This is a genomic window from Streptococcus halitosis (genome assembly GCF_027691175.1).
Classification (GTDB): domain Bacteria; phylum Bacillota; class Bacilli; order Lactobacillales; family Streptococcaceae; genus Streptococcus; species Streptococcus halitosis_A.
In genome coordinates, this window is sequence record NZ_JAQFBD010000004.1 from 20181 (window position 1) to 36206 (window position 16026).

Sequence of the window (16026 nt, forward strand, 5' to 3'; positions counted from 1 at the left end):
CGTGCGGATTTTTCTAGAAAGGACTAGTTATGGATCAACTGCAGATTAAAGATTTGGAAATTTTTGCCTATCATGGTCTTTTTCCTAGTGAGAAGGAATTGGGACAAAAGTTTGTTATTTCCGCAAGCTTATCCTATGATATGACCAAGGCGGCGACTGAGTTAGATTTGGCTTCTTCTGTCCACTATGGAGAACTTTGCCAACAGTGGACGACTTGGTTTCAGGAAAGCGCTGAGGATTTGATTGAAACGGTAGCCTACAAACTAGTAGAGCGTACCTTTGAGGCTTATCCTCTTGTTCAAGAAATTAAGCTGGAACTCAAAAAACCTTGGGCTCCAGTCCACTTACCACTTGATACCTGCTCAGTAACCATCCACCGTCGCAAGCAACGGGCCTTTATCGGCCTAGGAAGCAATATGGGCGATAAGCAAGCAAACTTGGAACAAGCTATTGACAAACTGCGAGCTCGCGGCATCCATATTCTCAAAGAATCCAGTGTTTTGACGACGGAACCTTGGGGCGGTGTGGAGCAAGATAGTTTTGCTAATCAGGTGATTGAAGTAGAAACCTGGCTACCAGCACCAGTCTTGTTAGAGACCCTATTAAGCATTGAGTCAGAGATGGGACGGGTTCGAGAAGTGCATTGGGGCCCTCGTTTGATTGATTTGGACTTGCTCTTTGTGGAGGACCAGGTCATTTATACAGACGACCTCATCTTACCTCACCCTTATGTAGCAGAACGTCTCTTTGTCCTTGAGTCTCTGCAAGAAATAGCTCCCCATTTTATCCATCCAATCTTAAAACAACCAATTCGATACTTAGTTGACCAGTTGGAGCAAGGAAATGCCTAAACTTTCCGATACCTATAGCAAGTGGAAGAGCATTGGGGAGGGACTGCTTGCTATTGTTTTAGGGCTTCTCCTGATTTGTTTTGGACAAGTTATTCCGCGGGTGGGGTACCAGTTGCTGATGGGCTACTTTTCCTTGTCAGCAGTTTGGCACTTGTTGACTCGCTGGTTTCAGGATAAAAAACGTCGGGAAAACATCTTTGTAACCTTGGCCAAGCTGGTGGTTGCGGCTCTCGTGTTTGACTCTATCATTTTGCAAGACCTTGCCCTCTATCTCCTAGTCTTTGTCATTGCGAGCTACCAGCTGTTTACGGGCGGCATTAGTCTTGTGACCTGGTCTCTCTATCGAAAAAATGCCATTCATCCTCGGCTCCATCATCTCGTCGATGCTGTATGGATGATAGGATTCGGTCTTTATAGCATCTCTCCTTTTCACGATGCAGCGAATTTTGAATTGCTCTTGCTTGGGTTTTACTTGCTCATGCTAGGGGCTAGTAGCCTTCGGGACGGTTTCTTTTTTGAAAAGATAGAAAACAATCCCAAGCTGAAGCGGCATATGCGAATGACCCTGCCTATCTTTGTGACGGCTCTGATTCCTATCAGCACCTTGCGAAAACTAAATGAGTGGCTGGCAAATCATGAAAGCCAAGAAGGGGAAGTTCATTCGGAAAGAAAAAACGACCAGACGGTTGATCTGGAAATTTTTATCCATACCTCAGAAACCTCTTTCTTCCTCGCCATGGGACATGTGGATATTTGTTATCAAGGGCAGGTTATTTCCTATGGTTCGTATGATCCTCACTCGGAGCGTTTATTCGGCATGGTTGGAGACGGTGTTTTGTTTAAGGCCAATCGGGAAAAATACATCGAGCTCTGTAAGAGAGAAAGTCAGAAGACCTTGTTTGCTTATGGTCTGAGTTTGACGGACCAACAGAAAACAGCTATCCAAGCTCGCCTAGCGGAGATAGAAGACCTGTTAATTCCTTGGGAACCAAGTTCGCAGTTGATGAAAAGAAGAGAGGGAGAGGTCAAGCATACCTACTCCTACCAACTAAAAGAGGAAGCAGATGCGACCCTCTATAAATTCAGCTCATCCGAGTTTAAGACCTACTTCGTTCTCAGTACCAATTGTGTCTTGCTGGCAGACTCTATCGTAGGAAAAGCTGGGACTGATATATTGAGTCCCCAAGGTTTCATTGTACCAGGGACTTATCAGGATTATCTTGACTTAGAGTATACAAAACCCAACGGTCTAGTTGTCAGTCGATCCATTTATTAGAAAAAGAAAACTCTAGTTCCTCAGCAATTTACGCCGAGAAGCTAGAGTTTTTAAAATAGGTCATTTTCTTCTGGAAGGAGGATGGTTTCTCTACCGTCCATGTCTACAACAAGGACCCTAGGAGGGTAAAGCGGATCAAAAGGATGATTGAAATCAAAATCAATGCTAGTCGGAAGGTTCTGACTAGAGAAATGGAAGGTAATTGTCCCCTCGTTGTTGAGAAGCTGAAATTCAAGTTCTTCTTCTAATTCAAAGACGTTTTTCAAAAAATGATCGATAATGAACCATAAAGAGTCAATAACATCATCAGGTAAGCTGGTCACAACACCAAAACTGGCCGAACGTCTCTGGGTATTTGTAAAAGCCATGTTTCCTTCCTCCTTTTATTTTTCTTATCATACAGTAAAAAAGCTGAAAAATCAAGGAAACCTACTCGCTTTTTCAAAATGAGAATGAAGAATGAAATTTTTTCAAAGTTTCTCCTAAAAATACTTGAAAGTGTTTACAATAAGTGATAAAATGGAGTAAGTAGATGCGTGAAAGCGAAATTTTCATTATAGAAAGGAAACGGAATGAACACAGATGATACAGTAACGATTTATGACGTCGCCCGTGAAGCAGGAGTTTCGATGGCAACAGTTAGCCGTGTCGTTAATGGCAACAAGAATGTTAAAGAGAACACTCGAAAAAAAGTCCTAGAAGTGATTGATCGCTTGGACTATCGACCAAATGCGGTAGCCCGTGGTTTAGCTAGCAAGAAAACAACGACAGTCGGAGTTGTGATTCCGAACATTACCAATGGTTATTTCTCAACACTTGCTAAGGGGATTGACGACATTGCTGAGATGTACAAGTATAACATTGTCCTAGCAAATAGTGATGAGGATGATGAAAAGGAAGTTTCAGTGGTCAACACTCTCTTTTCAAAACAAGTCGATGGGATTATCTTTATGGGCTATCACTTGACTGAAAAGATTCGTTCAGAGTTTTCTCGTTCACGGACACCGGTTGTTCTTGCTGGTACTGTGGATGTAGAACACCAACTTCCAAGTGTCAATATCGACTACAAACAAGCAACGATTGATGCTGTAAGCTACCTTCTCAAAGAAAACGAAAAGATTGCTTTTGTGAGTGGACCACTTGTTGATGATATCAATGGCAAGGTTCGTTTGATCGGTTACAAGGAAGCCTTGAAAAAAGCTGGACATTCTTATAGCGAGGGCTTGGTCTTCGAATCAAAATACAGCTATGACGATGGCTATGCCTTGGCAGAACGCTTGATTTCATCACAAGCTACAGCCGCAGTTGTAACAGGTGATGAATTGGCTGCGGGTGTGTTGAATGGTTTGGCTGACCACGGTGTGTCTGTGCCAGAAGAGTTTGAAATCATTACGACAGATGACTCTCAGATTGCACGATTCACTCGTCCAAACTTGACAACTATTGCCCAACCTCTTTATGACTTAGGTGCTATCAGCATGCGTATGTTGACGAAGATTATGCATAAGGAAGAGTTGGAAGAACGTGAAGTTCTCTTGCCTCATGGTTTGACAGAACGTCGCTCTACACGAAAACGTAAATAGAAAAAATCAGGGAATCGTGAGATTTCCTGATTTTGTGTTCTAGAGAAGAGGATTAGCCTTCCATATAGTCTTTCAAAGCTTGTCCTTTTAGTCCAGCATTAAGGGCAATTAATAATTTGAGGCGCGCTTTTTGAGCGTTGAGTTCTTTGACAAAGAAAACACCAGCTCGTTGCAACTGCACTCCTCCACCTTGGTAGGCGTAGACAGGTTCAGCAATACCATTAAAACATCGTGAGACCAAGGCGACTGGAATTCCTTTTTGGAGGAGATTTTCCAACTTTTGAGCTGTTTCTTTGGGAACATTGCCTGCTCCAAAGGCCTGAATGACTAGGCCATCCAGTTGTTCCAAGTCTAACATATCGATCAGCTCGTCTGTCATACCTGCATAGGCTGAGATGATGGGAACCAGACCTTGAATATGCTCGAGATCAAAACGAACACGAGGTTCGGCCGTTTTGAAGTAGAGGATTTCTTGCTTCATGATGAGGCCAAGTGGTCCATGTGTTGGGGTTTGAAAGGTGCTGACGTTGGTCGTATGAGTTTTGGTAACATACTTGGCTGCGTGGATCTCATCGTTCATGACGACCAAAACGCCCTTGTCGGCTGCTTTATCATCGCTGGCAACTCGCAAAGCGCTCAGATAGTTGTAAACACCATCGCTACCAAGTTCGTTTGAACTACGCATGGCCCCTGTTAGAACGATGGGGATGGTAGGAATTTTCATGGTATCAAGGAAGTATGCTGTTTCTTCTAAGGTATCTGTACCATGTGTGATGACAACTCCATCGTAGTTATCAGCTTCCTCTTTAATCTTATGATAGAGTGCAAGCATATGCTTGGGTTTGATATGAGGGCTTGGCAGATTAAAAAAGTCTAGGGCATGAACCTCAATCCCTTCAAGTGGATTGGAAACATGGTTCATGGGATTGTCCTGACTAGTTACAACGGCACCAGTGGCGTCTGCTTGCATGGAAATAGTCCCACCTGTATGTAAAACAAGGATTTTCTTAGGCATGATTTAGTCACTCTTTCTGAAATGTGGTATAATCATTGTAACACAAAAGGGGAGAATGGAATAGGATGGAAGTCAAAGCTGTTTTTTTTGATATCGATGGAACGCTAGTCAACGATCGTAAGAGTGTTTTGAAATCCACTAAGGACGCGATTAAGATTGTCAAAGAGCAAGGGGTACTTGTTGGAGTAGCGACAGGACGAGGGCCGTTTTTTGTCAAGGAATTGATGGAAGACTTGGACCTAGACTTTGCGGTGACCTACAATGGCCAATACATTTTTAATAAAGAAAAGGTGCTCTTTGCGAGCCCGATTGCTAAGTCAAGCCTGCGTCAACTGATTGCTTACGCTAAAAAGGAGCGTAAAGAAATCGCTCTTGGAACCGAGCATGCCGTTGTTGGTTCGAAAATTATGTCATTTGGTCTCGGATCCTTTTCTCAACTGGTTAGTCGTTTTATTCCGACTGTTCTGACAAGAACCGTTAGCCGATCCTTTAATCGAATGGTCAGCAAGGCAGTTCCTCAAAAGGAAGACGACTTGCTTAACTTGATTAATCAACCCATTTATCAAGTTTTGATGCTGATGACGCCAGAAGAATCTGAGAAGGCAGCAAGTGATTTTGAAGATTTGAAATTAACTCGAAGCAATCCTTTTGCTGCAGATATCATTAACCAAGGAAATTCTAAACTAGAAGGCATTCGCCGAGTCGGGAAAGAATATGGTTTTGATCTCAATCAAGTCATGGCCTTTGGTGATTCCGACAACGATCTGGAAATGTTGGCGGGCGTTGGTATGTCGGTTGCAATGGGGAATGGCAGTAGCAGTGTCAAAGAAGTTGCCAAGCATATTACGGCAAGTAATCAACAAGATGGTATCCACAAGGCGCTCGAGCACTTTGGTGTTTTGGCTTCAGAAAAAGTGTTTGTCAGTCGAGACTACCACTTTAATAAGGTTAAAACCTTCCACCACATGATGGATGAACGAACTCAAGAAGAGCCACAGGCATGGGATGCTGAAGGTGCAACCCACCGCGCAGACTTTAAAATTGAAGAATTAGTAGAGTTTGTTCGCGCAGCAAGTTCTTCGGAGGAAGAATTCCAAAACTCCCTTGCAAGCATGCATGAGGCACTTGATAAGGCGGCAGAGAAAGTGGCGAAAAAGACGCCTGCGAAGCAAAATCTGGTCGGTCAAGTGGATGCTTTGATTGACACACTGTATTTTACATACGGTAGTTTTGTTTTGATGGGAGTAGATCCAGAACGTATTTTTGATATTGTTCATGAAGCGAATATGGGGAAGGTCTTCCCTGATGGGAAAGCTCATTTTGACCCAGTTACACACAAGATTTTAAAACCAGATGACTGGGAAGAAAAATATGCTCCAGAACCTGCCATTAAACAGGAGCTACAACGTCAGCTTAAGGCTTATGAGCGACATAAAGAAAGAAATAGAAATAATAAGTAACAAAAAGGAGCTCTAGGCTCCTTTTTTAATAATTATAATGTTTTTTCACTTTCTCTTACGACCAGCAAATCGACTTTTGCATGGCGGAGAATATATTCAGATGAAGAACCGACTAAGAGGCGTTCAAAGGCATTGAGACCTGTAGCACCAACTAAAATCAAGTCAACATTTTCTGCGTCCGGAATCGTCCGAGCGAGGAGAGTTTTGGGATTTCCCATTTCGATGACGATGTGGATATCCGTTAAACCAGCATCTTTTGCACGCTTTTCATACTCTTTCATCATACTTTCAGCGTCGGCTTGGAGTTCTTCGTAAACTTCAGCATCAAAGGTAGATACGCTTTGAAGAGCGCGTGTGTCAATAACATGGACAATGGTGAGCTTGGATTCATTGCGTAGAGCAGTGTAAACACCTTTGACGAAAGCCAAGTCCGCTTCTTTAGAACCATCAATTGCGACCATAACATTTTGGTAACGTTGTGCCATAATGAAACCTCCTGAAATTTTCTTACTTTTATTGTAACCCTTTTCACTAAAGAAGTAAAGTAAAAATCATATTTTAAACCATATTGTTGGTCATAGACTTAGTGCGTATATAGAAATAAAAGAAAAGAGAATTGGTGAGAATTCCCATTGTCCATTTTTTCTTTTACTTCCTTGTTTATGGAAGCTTGTCGCAGCGACTTTCTAGTGGTATAATGTTACTATCCTGACGAATTGAGGAAAAAAGATGAAAGAATTTAACAAATCTAGCAAGCTAGAGCATGTTGCTTATGATATCCGCGGTCCTGTTTTGGAAGAAGCCATGCGGATGCGAGCAAATGGAGAAAAGATTTTACGCCTGAATACAGGGAATCCAGCAGAATTTGGCTTTACAGCGCCAGATGAAGTCATTCATGATTTGATTATGAATGCGCGTGATAGCGAAGGTTACTCTGATTCTAAAGGGATTTTCTCAGCCCGTAAGGCTATCATGCAGTATTGCCAACTGAAGAAATTCCCAAATGTGGATATTGATGATATTTACCTTGGAAATGGTGTCAGTGAGCTGATTGTCATGTCCATGCAGGGGCTTTTGGACAATGGAGATGAGGTCTTGGTACCTATGCCAGACTATCCTCTCTGGACAGCGGCTGTCAGCCTAGCTGGAGGAAATGCCGTCCACTATATCTGTGATGAAGCTGCAGAATGGTACCCTGATATTGACGATATCAAGTCAAAAATCACTTCAAATACCAAGGCTATTATTCTCATCAATCCAAATAATCCGACAGGAGCTCTCTATCCCAAGGAACTCTTGTTGGAGATTATCGAGATTGCTCGTCAAAACGATTTGATCATCTTTGCGGATGAAATTTACGACCGTATGGTCATGGACGGTCATGAGCATGTCTCAGTAGCTAGTCTGGCTCCAGATGTCTTCTGTGTCAGCATGAATGGCCTTTCAAAATCTCACCGTATCGCTGGTTTTCGTATAGGATGGATGGTCTTATCTGGACCTAAGACACATGTCAAGGGCTATATTGAAGGTCTTAATATGCTATCTAACATGCGCCTTTGCTCTAACGTTTTGGCCCAGCAAGTCGTACAAACCTCGCTAGGTGGGCACCAGTCGGTGGACGAATTGCTCCTTCCTGGTGGACGGATCTACGAGCAAAGAAACTTCATTTACAATGCCATCCAAGATATACCTGGTTTATCTGCTGTTAAACCCAAAGCCGGACTTTATATCTTCCCTAAAATTGACCGCAATATGTACCGCATCGATGATGATGAACAGTTTGTTCTTGATTTCTTGAAGCAAGAGAAGGTTCTCTTGGTTCATGGTCGCGGTTTCAACTGGCAAGAACCAGACCATTTCCGTATCGTTTACCTTCCTCGTGTGGATGAATTAGCACAAATTCAAGAAAAGATGACTCGTTTCTTGAAACAGTATCGTAGATAGGGCTTACATTAGAAAAAGCTGGAAACATTTGCCTAGAGCTATTGACAAAAGTATCAGAATCAGATAGAATAGTAAAGTATGTTTAGTAACTGATCACTTTATAGCCGGCTAAACGAATACAAAATCTATGAGGAGGTATTCATCGTGAAACGTACTTATCAACCAAGTAAAATTCGTCGTGCGCGCAAACACGGATTCCGTAACCGTATGTCAACTAAAAACGGTCGTCGCGTATTGGCAGCTCGTCGTCGTAAAGGACGCAAAGTTTTGGCTGCATAATCCAAACAAATTCAGCAAAGAAGTCAGTAGGAACTCGAGTCTACTGGCTTTTGTTTTTATCTTAAAGGGTGCATTGTCCACGAAATCGGTCATTTCAGATGGAATTCATGGAATGCTCATTTAAAAGGTCACATGCAAAAAACTCAAAACCAGATATAAGTTACTGATTTTGAGTTTTTGTTTATTCTTTTAAGTGATAAGAGTAGCTAGCGACAACGACGTCTTCGTGCCATCTGAGAGCGTATTTTAGTTTAAGGCTCATTTGATTGTGCAGGATATTTTGCCAAGGCTTGTTAGGGATAAACTGCGGTACAAGAACTGTAACGGTGTAGTTTTTTTGCTTAGCTTCTTGGGCGATTCGTTTGACATACTTGACGCTAGGGGTGATGATATCGCGGTAGCTGGTATTGATATTCTTCAGAGTGATACTTGGGAAGTAATCGGCAAATTCCTGGAGGATTTCTTGGTCTTTTTCGGCCGTTTCTTTAGTAGAAATGTGCATGGCTAACACTTCGTCACCGATACTTTGAGCGTAGTTAATGGCTCCGACACTTACTCGAGTAACATTTCCTACTAGGACAAGGACAAGGTTGCCGTCATAAGTGCGCTTTTCAATTCCTTCGTAGAGTCGCAGCTGTTTTGCCACTTTTTGGTAATGGTTGTGAATGGACAAAAAGAGGAAGGTTAAAACTAGGATAATTGGGAAGAATGGCCAAATATCTCCCAGCCTGAAGAGGAGTAAAATGAGGACGATAGCATAACAAATGATGGCCCCAAGGATATTTGCAAAGGCAGGTTTTAAGAAGTTTGCTCCTTTTTCCTTTTTCCAATGACGAATCATCCCAGTCTGAGAAAGGGCAAAGGGAACGAAGACCCCAATAGTATAAAGAGGAATCAAGCGTTCAGTATTCCCGTTAAAAATGAGAAGAAGGATCATAGCCCCAAAAGCCAGAGTTAAGATACCGTTGGAGTAGCCAAGGCGATCCCCTTTTTCCATAAAGAGATGGGGCATGTATTTGTTTTTGGCCATATTGTAGGACAGCATAGGGAAGGCTGAAAAGCCAGTATTTGCAGCTACAGCTAGAATTAAGGCTGTCGAGAACTGGAAGAGATAGTAGCTAGCATGACCAAAGAATGAATCACCAAGAATGCCCTTGGCCATTTGCGAGAGGATGGTTTCTCCGTGTTGAGGCGTGATACCCATCCAGTAGTTGAGGAAGGTAATGCCTGCAAAAAGAAATCCTAAAATCAGCGACATGATGGTCAAAGTCTGAGCAGCATTCTTTTCTTTCGGAGTTTTGAAAAATGGTACCGCATTTGAAATAGCTTCAACCCCTGTCAGAGAGGCAGAGCCACTGGTAAAGGCTCTCAATAGGAGAACGATGGAAAGGCTCGGAACAGTTTGTCCAATGGTTGAAGTCGCCTGATAGTTTAGGGAACCTGTAAATAGTTGAAAGAACCCATAAAGTAAGAGAAAGACGGTACTGAAGATAAAGAGGTAGACGGGAATCATCAGAGAGCTGGCAGATTCTTTCAAGCCTCTTAAATTCAAGAGCATGAGCAGGCAGACTAGGAAAATAGAGATATGAAGATTGTAGGGATGGAGGGCAGGGATGGCTGCAGTAATAGCATCAGCTCCAGAAGCAACGGATACGGCTACTGTCAGCATATAGTCAACAAGGAGGCTGCCCCCTGCAATCAAGCCTAGTTCAGGGGAGAGGTTTTCCCGAGTGACCATATAAGCCCCACCACCTTGAGGATAGGCATGAATGATTTGACGATAGGAAATGGTCAAACTAGCGAGCAGTAAGAGGACAAAAATACCGATAGGGAGGCTCCACCAAATGGCGAGAGGAGAGAGGCTAACTAAAACGAGAATGACTTGTTCGGGTCCATAGGCAATAGAAGATAGGGCATCACTGGATAACATTGCAAGTGCCTGCATTTTTCCAAGTAATCCCCCTTCGCCGTTTGTGAGAGACTTGAGTGGTCGACCGATAAAGGTATATTTTAATTTTCTAAACATTTTCTTTTCCTTTGATGAAAATTTCAATAAGTGTTATTATACTGCTTTGAAAAAGGGCAGTCAAGGGAGAATGACTGGTTTTTGGATATTTTTCCAAGCCGAGGGATGCTATTTTTGGTATAATAGATGGAAGAATGAGGTTAGAAGAGATGATTTTTGATACGCACACACATTTAAATGTAGAAGAATTTGCAGGACGCGAGGCAGAAGAACTCGCCCTGGCTGCTGAGATGGGTGTGACACAGATGAATATTGTTGGTTTTGACAAGTCGACCATTGAACGTGCCCTAGAGTTGGCAGATGAGTATGAGCAACTCTACGCAACTATTGGCTGGCATCCGACGGAAGCAGGGACTTACACAGACGAGGTCGAAGCTTACTTGCTTGAAAAGCTAAAACATCCCAAGGTTGTTGCTTTAGGTGAGATTGGTCTAGACTATCACTGGATGACAGCACCTAAGGAAGTGCAGGAGCAGGTTTTTCGTCGTCAGATTCAGTTGTCTAAGGACTTGGATTTGCCTTTTGTGGTCCACACTCGTGATGCGCTGGAAGATACTTATGAGATTATCAGGAGCGAGGGCGTTGGTCCTCGTGGTGGGATTATGCATTCATTTTCAGGCTCTCTCGAGTGGGCTGAGAAGTTTGTCGAGCTTGGTATGACTATTTCTTTCTCAGGAGTGGTGACCTTTAAAAAAGCTACAGATGTCCAAGAAGCTGCTAGAGAGCTTCCTTTGGATAAAATTTTGGTAGAGACGGATGCGCCCTACCTGGCTCCTGTTCCTAAACGTGGCCGTGAGAATAAAACAGCCTACACACGCTATGTGGTGGACTTTATTGCTGACTTGCGTGGGATGACGACCGAGGAATTAGCAGCAGCAACGACTGCAAATGCAGAGCGAATTTTTGGATTGGAAAAACAATCATGAAAGAAAAAATTTCCCAAGTCATCGTGGTTGAAGGTCGCGATGATACGGCCAATCTCAAACGTTACTTTGATGTAGAGACCTATGAAACACGAGGTTCTGCCGTTAATGACCAGGATATAGAGCGCATTCAGCGCCTGCATGAATTGCATGGAGTCATTGTCTTTACAGATCCAGATTTTAATGGGGAGCGGATTCGGCGCATGATTATGACGGCCATTCCAACTGTGCAGCATGCCTTTCTCAAGCGAGATGAAGCTGTTCCCAAATCTAAGTCCAAGGGACGTTCTCTGGGAATCGAACACGCCAGCTATGAAGACCTAAAAACAGCGCTGGCCCAGGTGACAGAGCAATTTGAAAATGAGAACGAGTTTGACATTAGTCGGAGTGACTTGATTCGCCTAGGTTTCTTGGCGGGAGCAGATAGTCGTAGGCGCCGAGAGTATCTAGGCGAACAGCTCCGCATTGGCTATTCCAACGGCAAGCAACTCCTCAAGCGATTAGAGTTATTTGGGGTGACCTTAGCAGAAGTGGAAGAAGTTATGATAAAATATTCAGTTTAAAGGAGTAAAAAATGGAAAAAGTAATTATTACCGGTGGTAACAGTGGCATCGGCTATCAAGCTGCAAGGCAGTTAGCTGAGAAAGGGTGGTCAGTGACCCTATTTTGTAGGCGGCAAGAGGCTGCCGAGCAAGCTTGTGAGGAAATTCGTCAGCAGACAGGAAATCCACATGTAGATTATATCTTGGCTGATTTATCTGATATGAAGAGTGTCAGGAAAGCAGCGGAACAGTATATTCAAAAAGAAGACGTTCTAGACGTTCTAATTAACAATGCAGCTGACTTTGATTTATCAGTCAAAAAGCCCATCCTGACTAAGGATGGATTAGAAAAGCAATTTGCGACCAATGTTGTTGCGCCCTTCCTGCTTTCTTTCCTGTTGAAAGGTTTGTTGGAGAAGTCAGAGAGTGGACGGATTATTAATATTTCTTCCCAGGGGCTGATGCTTTATCCTTTCATGAAACTTGATTTTGAAAATTTAGCTGGTCAAAAACATTACAGTCCTGCTAAGACTTATTATCAGAATAAACTAGCCTTGTTGATGCTGTCGCTTTATATGCGGAAACATTGGAAAGATATTAAAATTCAGGCAATTCGTGTGACCAATGTCAAAGTAGATATGCGCCGCTACAATCACCTCAGTACTTTTATGAAAAATTTGTATAAAATCAAGTCAAGATTTTCGATTAGTCCTGAAGAAATGGCGAAAGTCTACACAGCCTTATCTACAGAAGACGGATATGACGGTTTTTTGTATGACGAGAAATGTAGGGAAGTAAAGGCAAATAGATCTGCTTACGAAGAGGAGGAGCAAGCAAAACTTTATTCCTTACTTGAGCAATTGACTTTTTCAAACGATGAATGATAAAGATTTTAAAAAATAGAACAGATTTTACAAGTTGTTTCAATAGTGAGTGAAAATTCCGTATATGGAGTTGTTTGATGTGTTCCTAATGAAAATGGAAGAAGCCAGGATAAGTTAAGGGATGTTAAATAGTTCCTCGTATATATGACGATGTATTATAGTTGATTTATTTCTAGGGCTATTTATTTTGATAGCGTTAAAATAGAAACTTATAAGGGCAGAGCGAAATGAAAATACAAGTTGACAGAGATTCTGTCTGTATGGGTGATGATGTATTACCTCATGAGGTAGAATTTGAAGTTCCGGAAGACATGACGGTGAAAGATTTTTTTGATTTTCTAGAAAGGGAACGTTATTTGCCGTCTGTTCAAGGAAATAATGTGGCCTGGGAACTCCGCAATCGAAATGGGGAACAAGGTGTTTATTTCACTAAAACAGGAGAGATTATCCATCCAGATGGAGTATTAAAAGAGATGTTGGAAGGAATTACTGAGATTCCCTTATTTGTTTTGCTCTATCATTATACCCCGGAAGCATACTACATTAGTAAAGATAATAAATGAGAATTGCAGATGATGTCCTGACCGAGGTTGAACTGGTCATGTATTGTTATCGTCCCTTGGTGCTTTTATGAAACATCTTTTTAAATGAAGTCTAGGTTTTCGATTGGGCATGAAAAATTGGAAACTTTATAGTTTTATCTACATCCTACTTGAACCACTAACCTTTTTCAAAGATTGTGAAAGGAAATGATATGGCAAATAGAAGTTATATTTACTTAAAAAACGGAGATGAAGCCCGTATTCTAACAGCGGGAATTTACACAATACCCTATTTTTGGCAATTGTTTTGGGATGAAGAAGATTTAAAAGCTCCGATTGCTCTTTGGGAAACAGCAGAAAAACTGGAAGAAGATGAAGAGCAAGCAGAAAGATTTTACCAAGAGCAGAATGTAGATATCTTGCTTTCTATTGAAAAATTCCAGCAGAATGCCCTCAAAAACCGATCTTTTTTAGAAGAGAATGCCCCACAATCCGTGCAGCTATATGATGCCTTTGTTCGTTATATTCTTGCAAACGTAAAAGATGGTGATGTTCTCGGATTTGATGTCTTAGATGTTGTTTTTATGGACCAAGTGTCTGTTGTTTCTGATAAACTGTTAAAAAATATACGAGCTATTCGGGAAAATCAACCCAAAGATTTAGATTTTTCTGTGACAGAAAAGAACTTAATTGGTCCTGCTATGGGCTTTCCTGATTATTATGCTTCAGAATTATTACCAGAAGACAATATTCTAGATTCGGTTGCCTATCAGGATGAACTGAAGAAAATGAACCCCCAAGAAGATAAAAAAGTGCTAGATACGACTGGAGCTGATTCAAAAGGGACCAAGTCTCGTGTTCTTTTAGTGTTTTGGATTTTGTTGGCACTAGTAATTATATGGGTTTTATATATTATTTTTAGCTAATAAATAGAAAAGAGAATAAATGAGAATTGCAGATTATAGCGTGACTAAGGCAGTGCTGGAGCGTCACGGTTTTACCTTTAAAAAGTCCTTCGGGCAAAATTTCCTGACGGATACCAATATCCTTCAAAAAATCGTGGATACGGCTGAAATTGATGATCAGGTTAATGTCATCGAAATCGGGCCAGGGATTGGTGCTTTGACGGAGTTTTTGGCTGAGCGTGCGGCTCAAGTCATGGCATTTGAGATCGATCACCGTTTGGTGCCAATTTTAGCAGATACTTTACGTGATTTTGACAATGTAACAGTAGTCAACGAGGACATTCTCAAGGTCGATTTGGCGCAACATATCCAGAATTTTAAAAATCCTGATCTGCCAATCAAGGTAGTAGCCAACTTGCCCTACTATATCACAACGCCTATTCTCATGCATTTAATCGAGAGTGGCATTCCTTTTAGTGAGTTTGTCGTCATGATGCAAAAAGAAGTGGCGGATCGCATCTCAGCACAGCCCAATACCAAGGCTTACGGTAGCTTGTCGATTGCTGTACAGTATTATATGACAGCTAAGGTTGCCTTCATCGTGCCTCGTACGGTCTTTGTGCCAGCCCCAAACGTGGACTCAGCCATTTTAAAAATGGTGCGCCGTCCAGAGCCTGCTGTAGCAGTAAAAGATGAGAACTTTTTCTTTAAGGTTTCCAAGGCTAGCTTCACTCATCGTCGCAAGACCTTATGGAATAACTTAACAGGCTACTTTGGGAAAACTGATGAAGTCAAGGATAAGCTGACCAAGGCTTTGGACCAGGCAGGCTTATCTCCATCTGTACGTGGTGAAGCTCTCAGCTTAGAAGAATTTGCCAGTCTAGCAGATGCGCTTAAAGGACAAGGACTCTAAGATGCAGGGACAAATCATTAAAGCCTTGGCAGGATTCTATTATGTCGAGAGTGATGGCCAAGTCTATCAGACACGTGCGCGTGGAAATTTCCGCAAAAAAGGCCACACGCCCTATGTTGGGGATTGGGTAGATTTTTCTGCAGAGGAACATTCAGAAGGTTATATCCTCAAGATTCATGAACGGAAAAACAGTCTCGTCCGTCCGCCTATTGTCAATATTGACCAAGCCGTGGTTATCATGTCGGTCAAGGAGCCGGACTTCAACAGCAATTTGCTGGATCGTTTCTTGGTTCTTCTGGAGCACAAGGGTATCCACCCCATCGTTTATATTTCTAAAATGGATTTGCTGGAAGATAGGGGAGAATTAGATTTTTATCAACAAACCTATCGTGACATTGGTTATGACTTTGTGACCAGTAAGGAGGAACTCCTGCCCTTATTGACAGGAAAAGTGACGGTCTTTATGGGGCAGACAGGTGTGGGAAAATCAACCCTCCTCAATAAAATCGCCCCAGACCTCAATCTTGAAACAGGAGAAATCTCAGACAGTCTAGGTCGCGGTCGTCATACCACTCGAGCTGTTAGTTTTTACAACCTCAATGGGGGTAAAATCGCGGACACACCAGGCTTTTCATCACTGGATTATGAAGTGTCAACGGCTGAAGAGCTGAACCAGGCCTTTCCAGAGATTGCTAGTGTCAGTCGAGACTGCAAGTTTCGTACTTGTACTCATACCCATGAGCCATCCTGTGCGGTTAAGCCGGCTGTAGAAGAAGGCGCTATTGCGATCTTCCGTTTTGACAACTACCTGCAATTCCTCAGTGAAATTGAAAATCGCAGAGAAACCTATAAAAAAGTCAGCAAAAAAATTCCAAAATAAGGA

17 protein-coding genes are annotated in these 16026 nt (G+C 42.3%); 13 read left to right on the forward strand and 4 right to left on the reverse strand.

Features of this window, described 5'->3' with window-relative positions; all coding sequences use genetic code 11:
• The first annotated feature begins 29 nt into the window (after positions 1–29).
• Both folK and PG086_RS08270 read left to right on the forward strand, forming a co-directional pair.
• Positions 30–851, forward strand: a complete 822-nt coding sequence (gene folK, locus PG086_RS08265; RefSeq protein WP_084872196.1) for a 2-amino-4-hydroxy-6-hydroxymethyldihydropteridine diphosphokinase — start codon at positions 30–32, stop codon at positions 849–851.
• Positions 844–2127 carry a DUF308 domain-containing protein gene (locus PG086_RS08270; RefSeq protein ID WP_247946740.1) on the forward strand — a complete coding sequence of 428 codons (1284 nt, stop codon included), beginning with the start codon at positions 844–846 and terminating at the stop codon, positions 2125–2127. The genes folK and PG086_RS08270 overlap by 8 nt, the downstream gene beginning before the upstream one ends.
• A gap of 50 nt (positions 2128–2177) precedes the next feature.
• Here the strand turns inward: PG086_RS08270 and PG086_RS08275 are convergent, their stop codons facing one another.
• Positions 2178–2495 (reverse strand): DUF960 domain-containing protein, encoded by a 318-nt coding sequence (locus PG086_RS08275; protein WP_084938918.1) that lies wholly within the window; start codon positions 2493–2495, stop codon positions 2178–2180.
• A gap of 204 nt (positions 2496–2699) precedes the next feature.
• Here PG086_RS08275 and ccpA point away from each other — a divergent pair, with 204 nt between their 5' ends.
• A complete protein-coding gene (gene ccpA, locus PG086_RS08280; protein ID WP_001090635.1) occupies positions 2700–3710 on the forward strand; it encodes a catabolite control protein A in 1011 nt (336 codons plus the stop codon).
• A 52-nt stretch (positions 3711–3762) separates the two neighbouring features.
• Here ccpA and PG086_RS08285 read toward each other — a convergent pair whose 3' ends face one another.
• Entirely contained in the window at positions 3763–4725 is a 963-nt protein-coding gene (locus tag PG086_RS08285) for an asparaginase (RefSeq protein ID WP_270748563.1), read from the reverse strand.
• Positions 4726–4790: 65 nt separating this feature from the next.
• Here PG086_RS08285 and PG086_RS08290 point away from each other — a divergent pair, with 65 nt between their 5' ends.
• Positions 4791–6185, forward strand: a complete 1395-nt coding sequence (locus PG086_RS08290) for a Cof-type HAD-IIB family hydrolase (protein ID WP_109289895.1) — start codon at positions 4791–4793, stop codon at positions 6183–6185.
• Between the two features lie 32 nt (positions 6186–6217).
• On the opposite strand, the gene PG086_RS08295 is transcribed toward PG086_RS08290, so the two are convergent.
• Positions 6218–6670, reverse strand: a complete 453-nt coding sequence (locus PG086_RS08295) for a universal stress protein (RefSeq protein ID WP_000079164.1) — start codon at positions 6668–6670, stop codon at positions 6218–6220.
• Between the two features lie 244 nt (positions 6671–6914).
• Between PG086_RS08295 and PG086_RS08300 the strand changes: the two genes are divergently transcribed.
• Both PG086_RS08300 and rpmH read left to right on the forward strand, forming a co-directional pair.
• Complete coding sequence (locus PG086_RS08300) at positions 6915–8129, forward strand: pyridoxal phosphate-dependent aminotransferase (protein WP_000657745.1); 1215 nt, start codon at positions 6915–6917, stop codon at positions 8127–8129.
• 144 nt (positions 8130–8273) lie between these two features.
• Entirely contained in the window at positions 8274–8408 is a 135-nt protein-coding gene (rpmH, locus tag PG086_RS08305) for a 50S ribosomal protein L34 (protein WP_000831902.1), read from the forward strand.
• 181 nt (positions 8409–8589) lie between these two features.
• On the opposite strand, the gene PG086_RS08310 is transcribed toward rpmH, so the two are convergent.
• A complete protein-coding gene (locus tag PG086_RS08310) occupies positions 8590–10434 on the reverse strand; it encodes an APC family permease (RefSeq protein WP_270748566.1) in 1845 nt (614 codons plus the stop codon).
• Between the two features lie 149 nt (positions 10435–10583).
• Between PG086_RS08310 and PG086_RS08315 the strand changes: the two genes are divergently transcribed.
• The 7 genes from PG086_RS08315 (at position 10584) to rsgA (ending at position 16023) form a co-directional block, all read left to right on the forward strand.
• Positions 10584–11360: a TatD family hydrolase gene (locus PG086_RS08315; protein ID WP_270748628.1), complete on the forward strand. Its 777-nt coding sequence runs from the start codon at positions 10584–10586 to the stop codon at positions 11358–11360.
• Entirely contained in the window at positions 11357–11920 is a 564-nt protein-coding gene (gene rnmV / locus PG086_RS08320; protein WP_213988840.1) for a ribonuclease M5, read from the forward strand. The genes PG086_RS08315 and rnmV overlap by 4 nt, the downstream gene beginning before the upstream one ends.
• An 11-nt stretch (positions 11921–11931) precedes the next feature.
• Entirely contained in the window at positions 11932–12783 is an 852-nt protein-coding gene (locus PG086_RS08325; RefSeq protein WP_213988839.1) for an SDR family NAD(P)-dependent oxidoreductase, read from the forward strand.
• A gap of 227 nt (positions 12784–13010) precedes the next feature.
• A complete protein-coding gene (locus PG086_RS08330) occupies positions 13011–13346 on the forward strand; it encodes a hypothetical protein (protein ID WP_270748568.1) in 336 nt (111 codons plus the stop codon).
• A 191-nt stretch (positions 13347–13537) separates the two neighbouring features.
• Positions 13538–14251, forward strand: coding sequence for a dimethyladenosine transferase (locus PG086_RS08335; protein ID WP_270748569.1), 714 nt, complete (start codon positions 13538–13540; stop codon positions 14249–14251).
• A 19-nt stretch (positions 14252–14270) separates the two neighbouring features.
• The gene (rsmA, locus tag PG086_RS08340) at positions 14271–15143 is read left to right on the forward strand and encodes a 16S rRNA (adenine(1518)-N(6)/adenine(1519)-N(6))-dimethyltransferase RsmA (RefSeq protein ID WP_084948418.1); all 873 of its coding nucleotides are present in this window, start codon (positions 14271–14273) and stop codon (positions 15141–15143) included.
• 1 nt (position 15144) lies between these two features.
• The gene (gene rsgA, locus PG086_RS08345; RefSeq protein ID WP_167266499.1) at positions 15145–16023 is read left to right on the forward strand and encodes a ribosome small subunit-dependent GTPase A; all 879 of its coding nucleotides are present in this window, start codon (positions 15145–15147) and stop codon (positions 16021–16023) included.
• Positions 16024–16026: the final 3 nt, after the last annotated feature.

Bases quoted from the DNA above. Each gene is read 5' to 3' on its own strand.
- PG086_RS08270 (WP_247946740.1), top strand. From the start codon at position 844: ATGCCTAAACTTTCCGATACCTATAGCAAGTGGAAGAGCATTGGGGAG.
- PG086_RS08275 (WP_084938918.1), bottom strand. From the start codon at position 2,495: ATGGCTTTTACAAATACCCAGAGACGTTCGGCCAGTTTTGGTGTTGTG.
- rsmA (WP_084948418.1), top strand. From the start codon at position 14,271: ATGAGAATTGCAGATTATAGCGTGACTAAGGCAGTGCTGGAGCGTCAC.
- folK (WP_084872196.1), top strand. From the start codon at position 30: ATGGATCAACTGCAGATTAAAGATTTGGAAATTTTTGCCTATCATGGT.
- PG086_RS08295 (WP_000079164.1), bottom strand. From the start codon at position 6,670: ATGGCACAACGTTACCAAAATGTTATGGTCGCAATTGATGGTTCTAAA.
- PG086_RS08325 (WP_213988839.1), top strand. From the start codon at position 11,932: ATGGAAAAAGTAATTATTACCGGTGGTAACAGTGGCATCGGCTATCAA.
- rsgA (WP_167266499.1), top strand. From the start codon at position 15,145: ATGCAGGGACAAATCATTAAAGCCTTGGCAGGATTCTATTATGTCGAG.
- PG086_RS08300 (WP_000657745.1), top strand. From the start codon at position 6,915: ATGAAAGAATTTAACAAATCTAGCAAGCTAGAGCATGTTGCTTATGAT.
- PG086_RS08335 (WP_270748569.1), top strand. From the start codon at position 13,538: ATGGCAAATAGAAGTTATATTTACTTAAAAAACGGAGATGAAGCCCGT.
- PG086_RS08285 (WP_270748563.1), bottom strand. From the start codon at position 4,725: ATGCCTAAGAAAATCCTTGTTTTACATACAGGTGGGACTATTTCCATG.
- rnmV (WP_213988840.1), top strand. From the start codon at position 11,357: ATGAAAGAAAAAATTTCCCAAGTCATCGTGGTTGAAGGTCGCGATGAT.
- PG086_RS08330 (WP_270748568.1), top strand. From the start codon at position 13,011: ATGAAAATACAAGTTGACAGAGATTCTGTCTGTATGGGTGATGATGTA.
- PG086_RS08310 (WP_270748566.1), bottom strand. From the start codon at position 10,434: ATGTTTAGAAAATTAAAATATACCTTTATCGGTCGACCACTCAAGTCT.
- PG086_RS08290 (WP_109289895.1), top strand. From the start codon at position 4,791: ATGGAAGTCAAAGCTGTTTTTTTTGATATCGATGGAACGCTAGTCAAC.
- PG086_RS08315 (WP_270748628.1), top strand. From the start codon at position 10,584: ATGATTTTTGATACGCACACACATTTAAATGTAGAAGAATTTGCAGGA.
- ccpA (WP_001090635.1), top strand. From the start codon at position 2,700: ATGAACACAGATGATACAGTAACGATTTATGACGTCGCCCGTGAAGCA.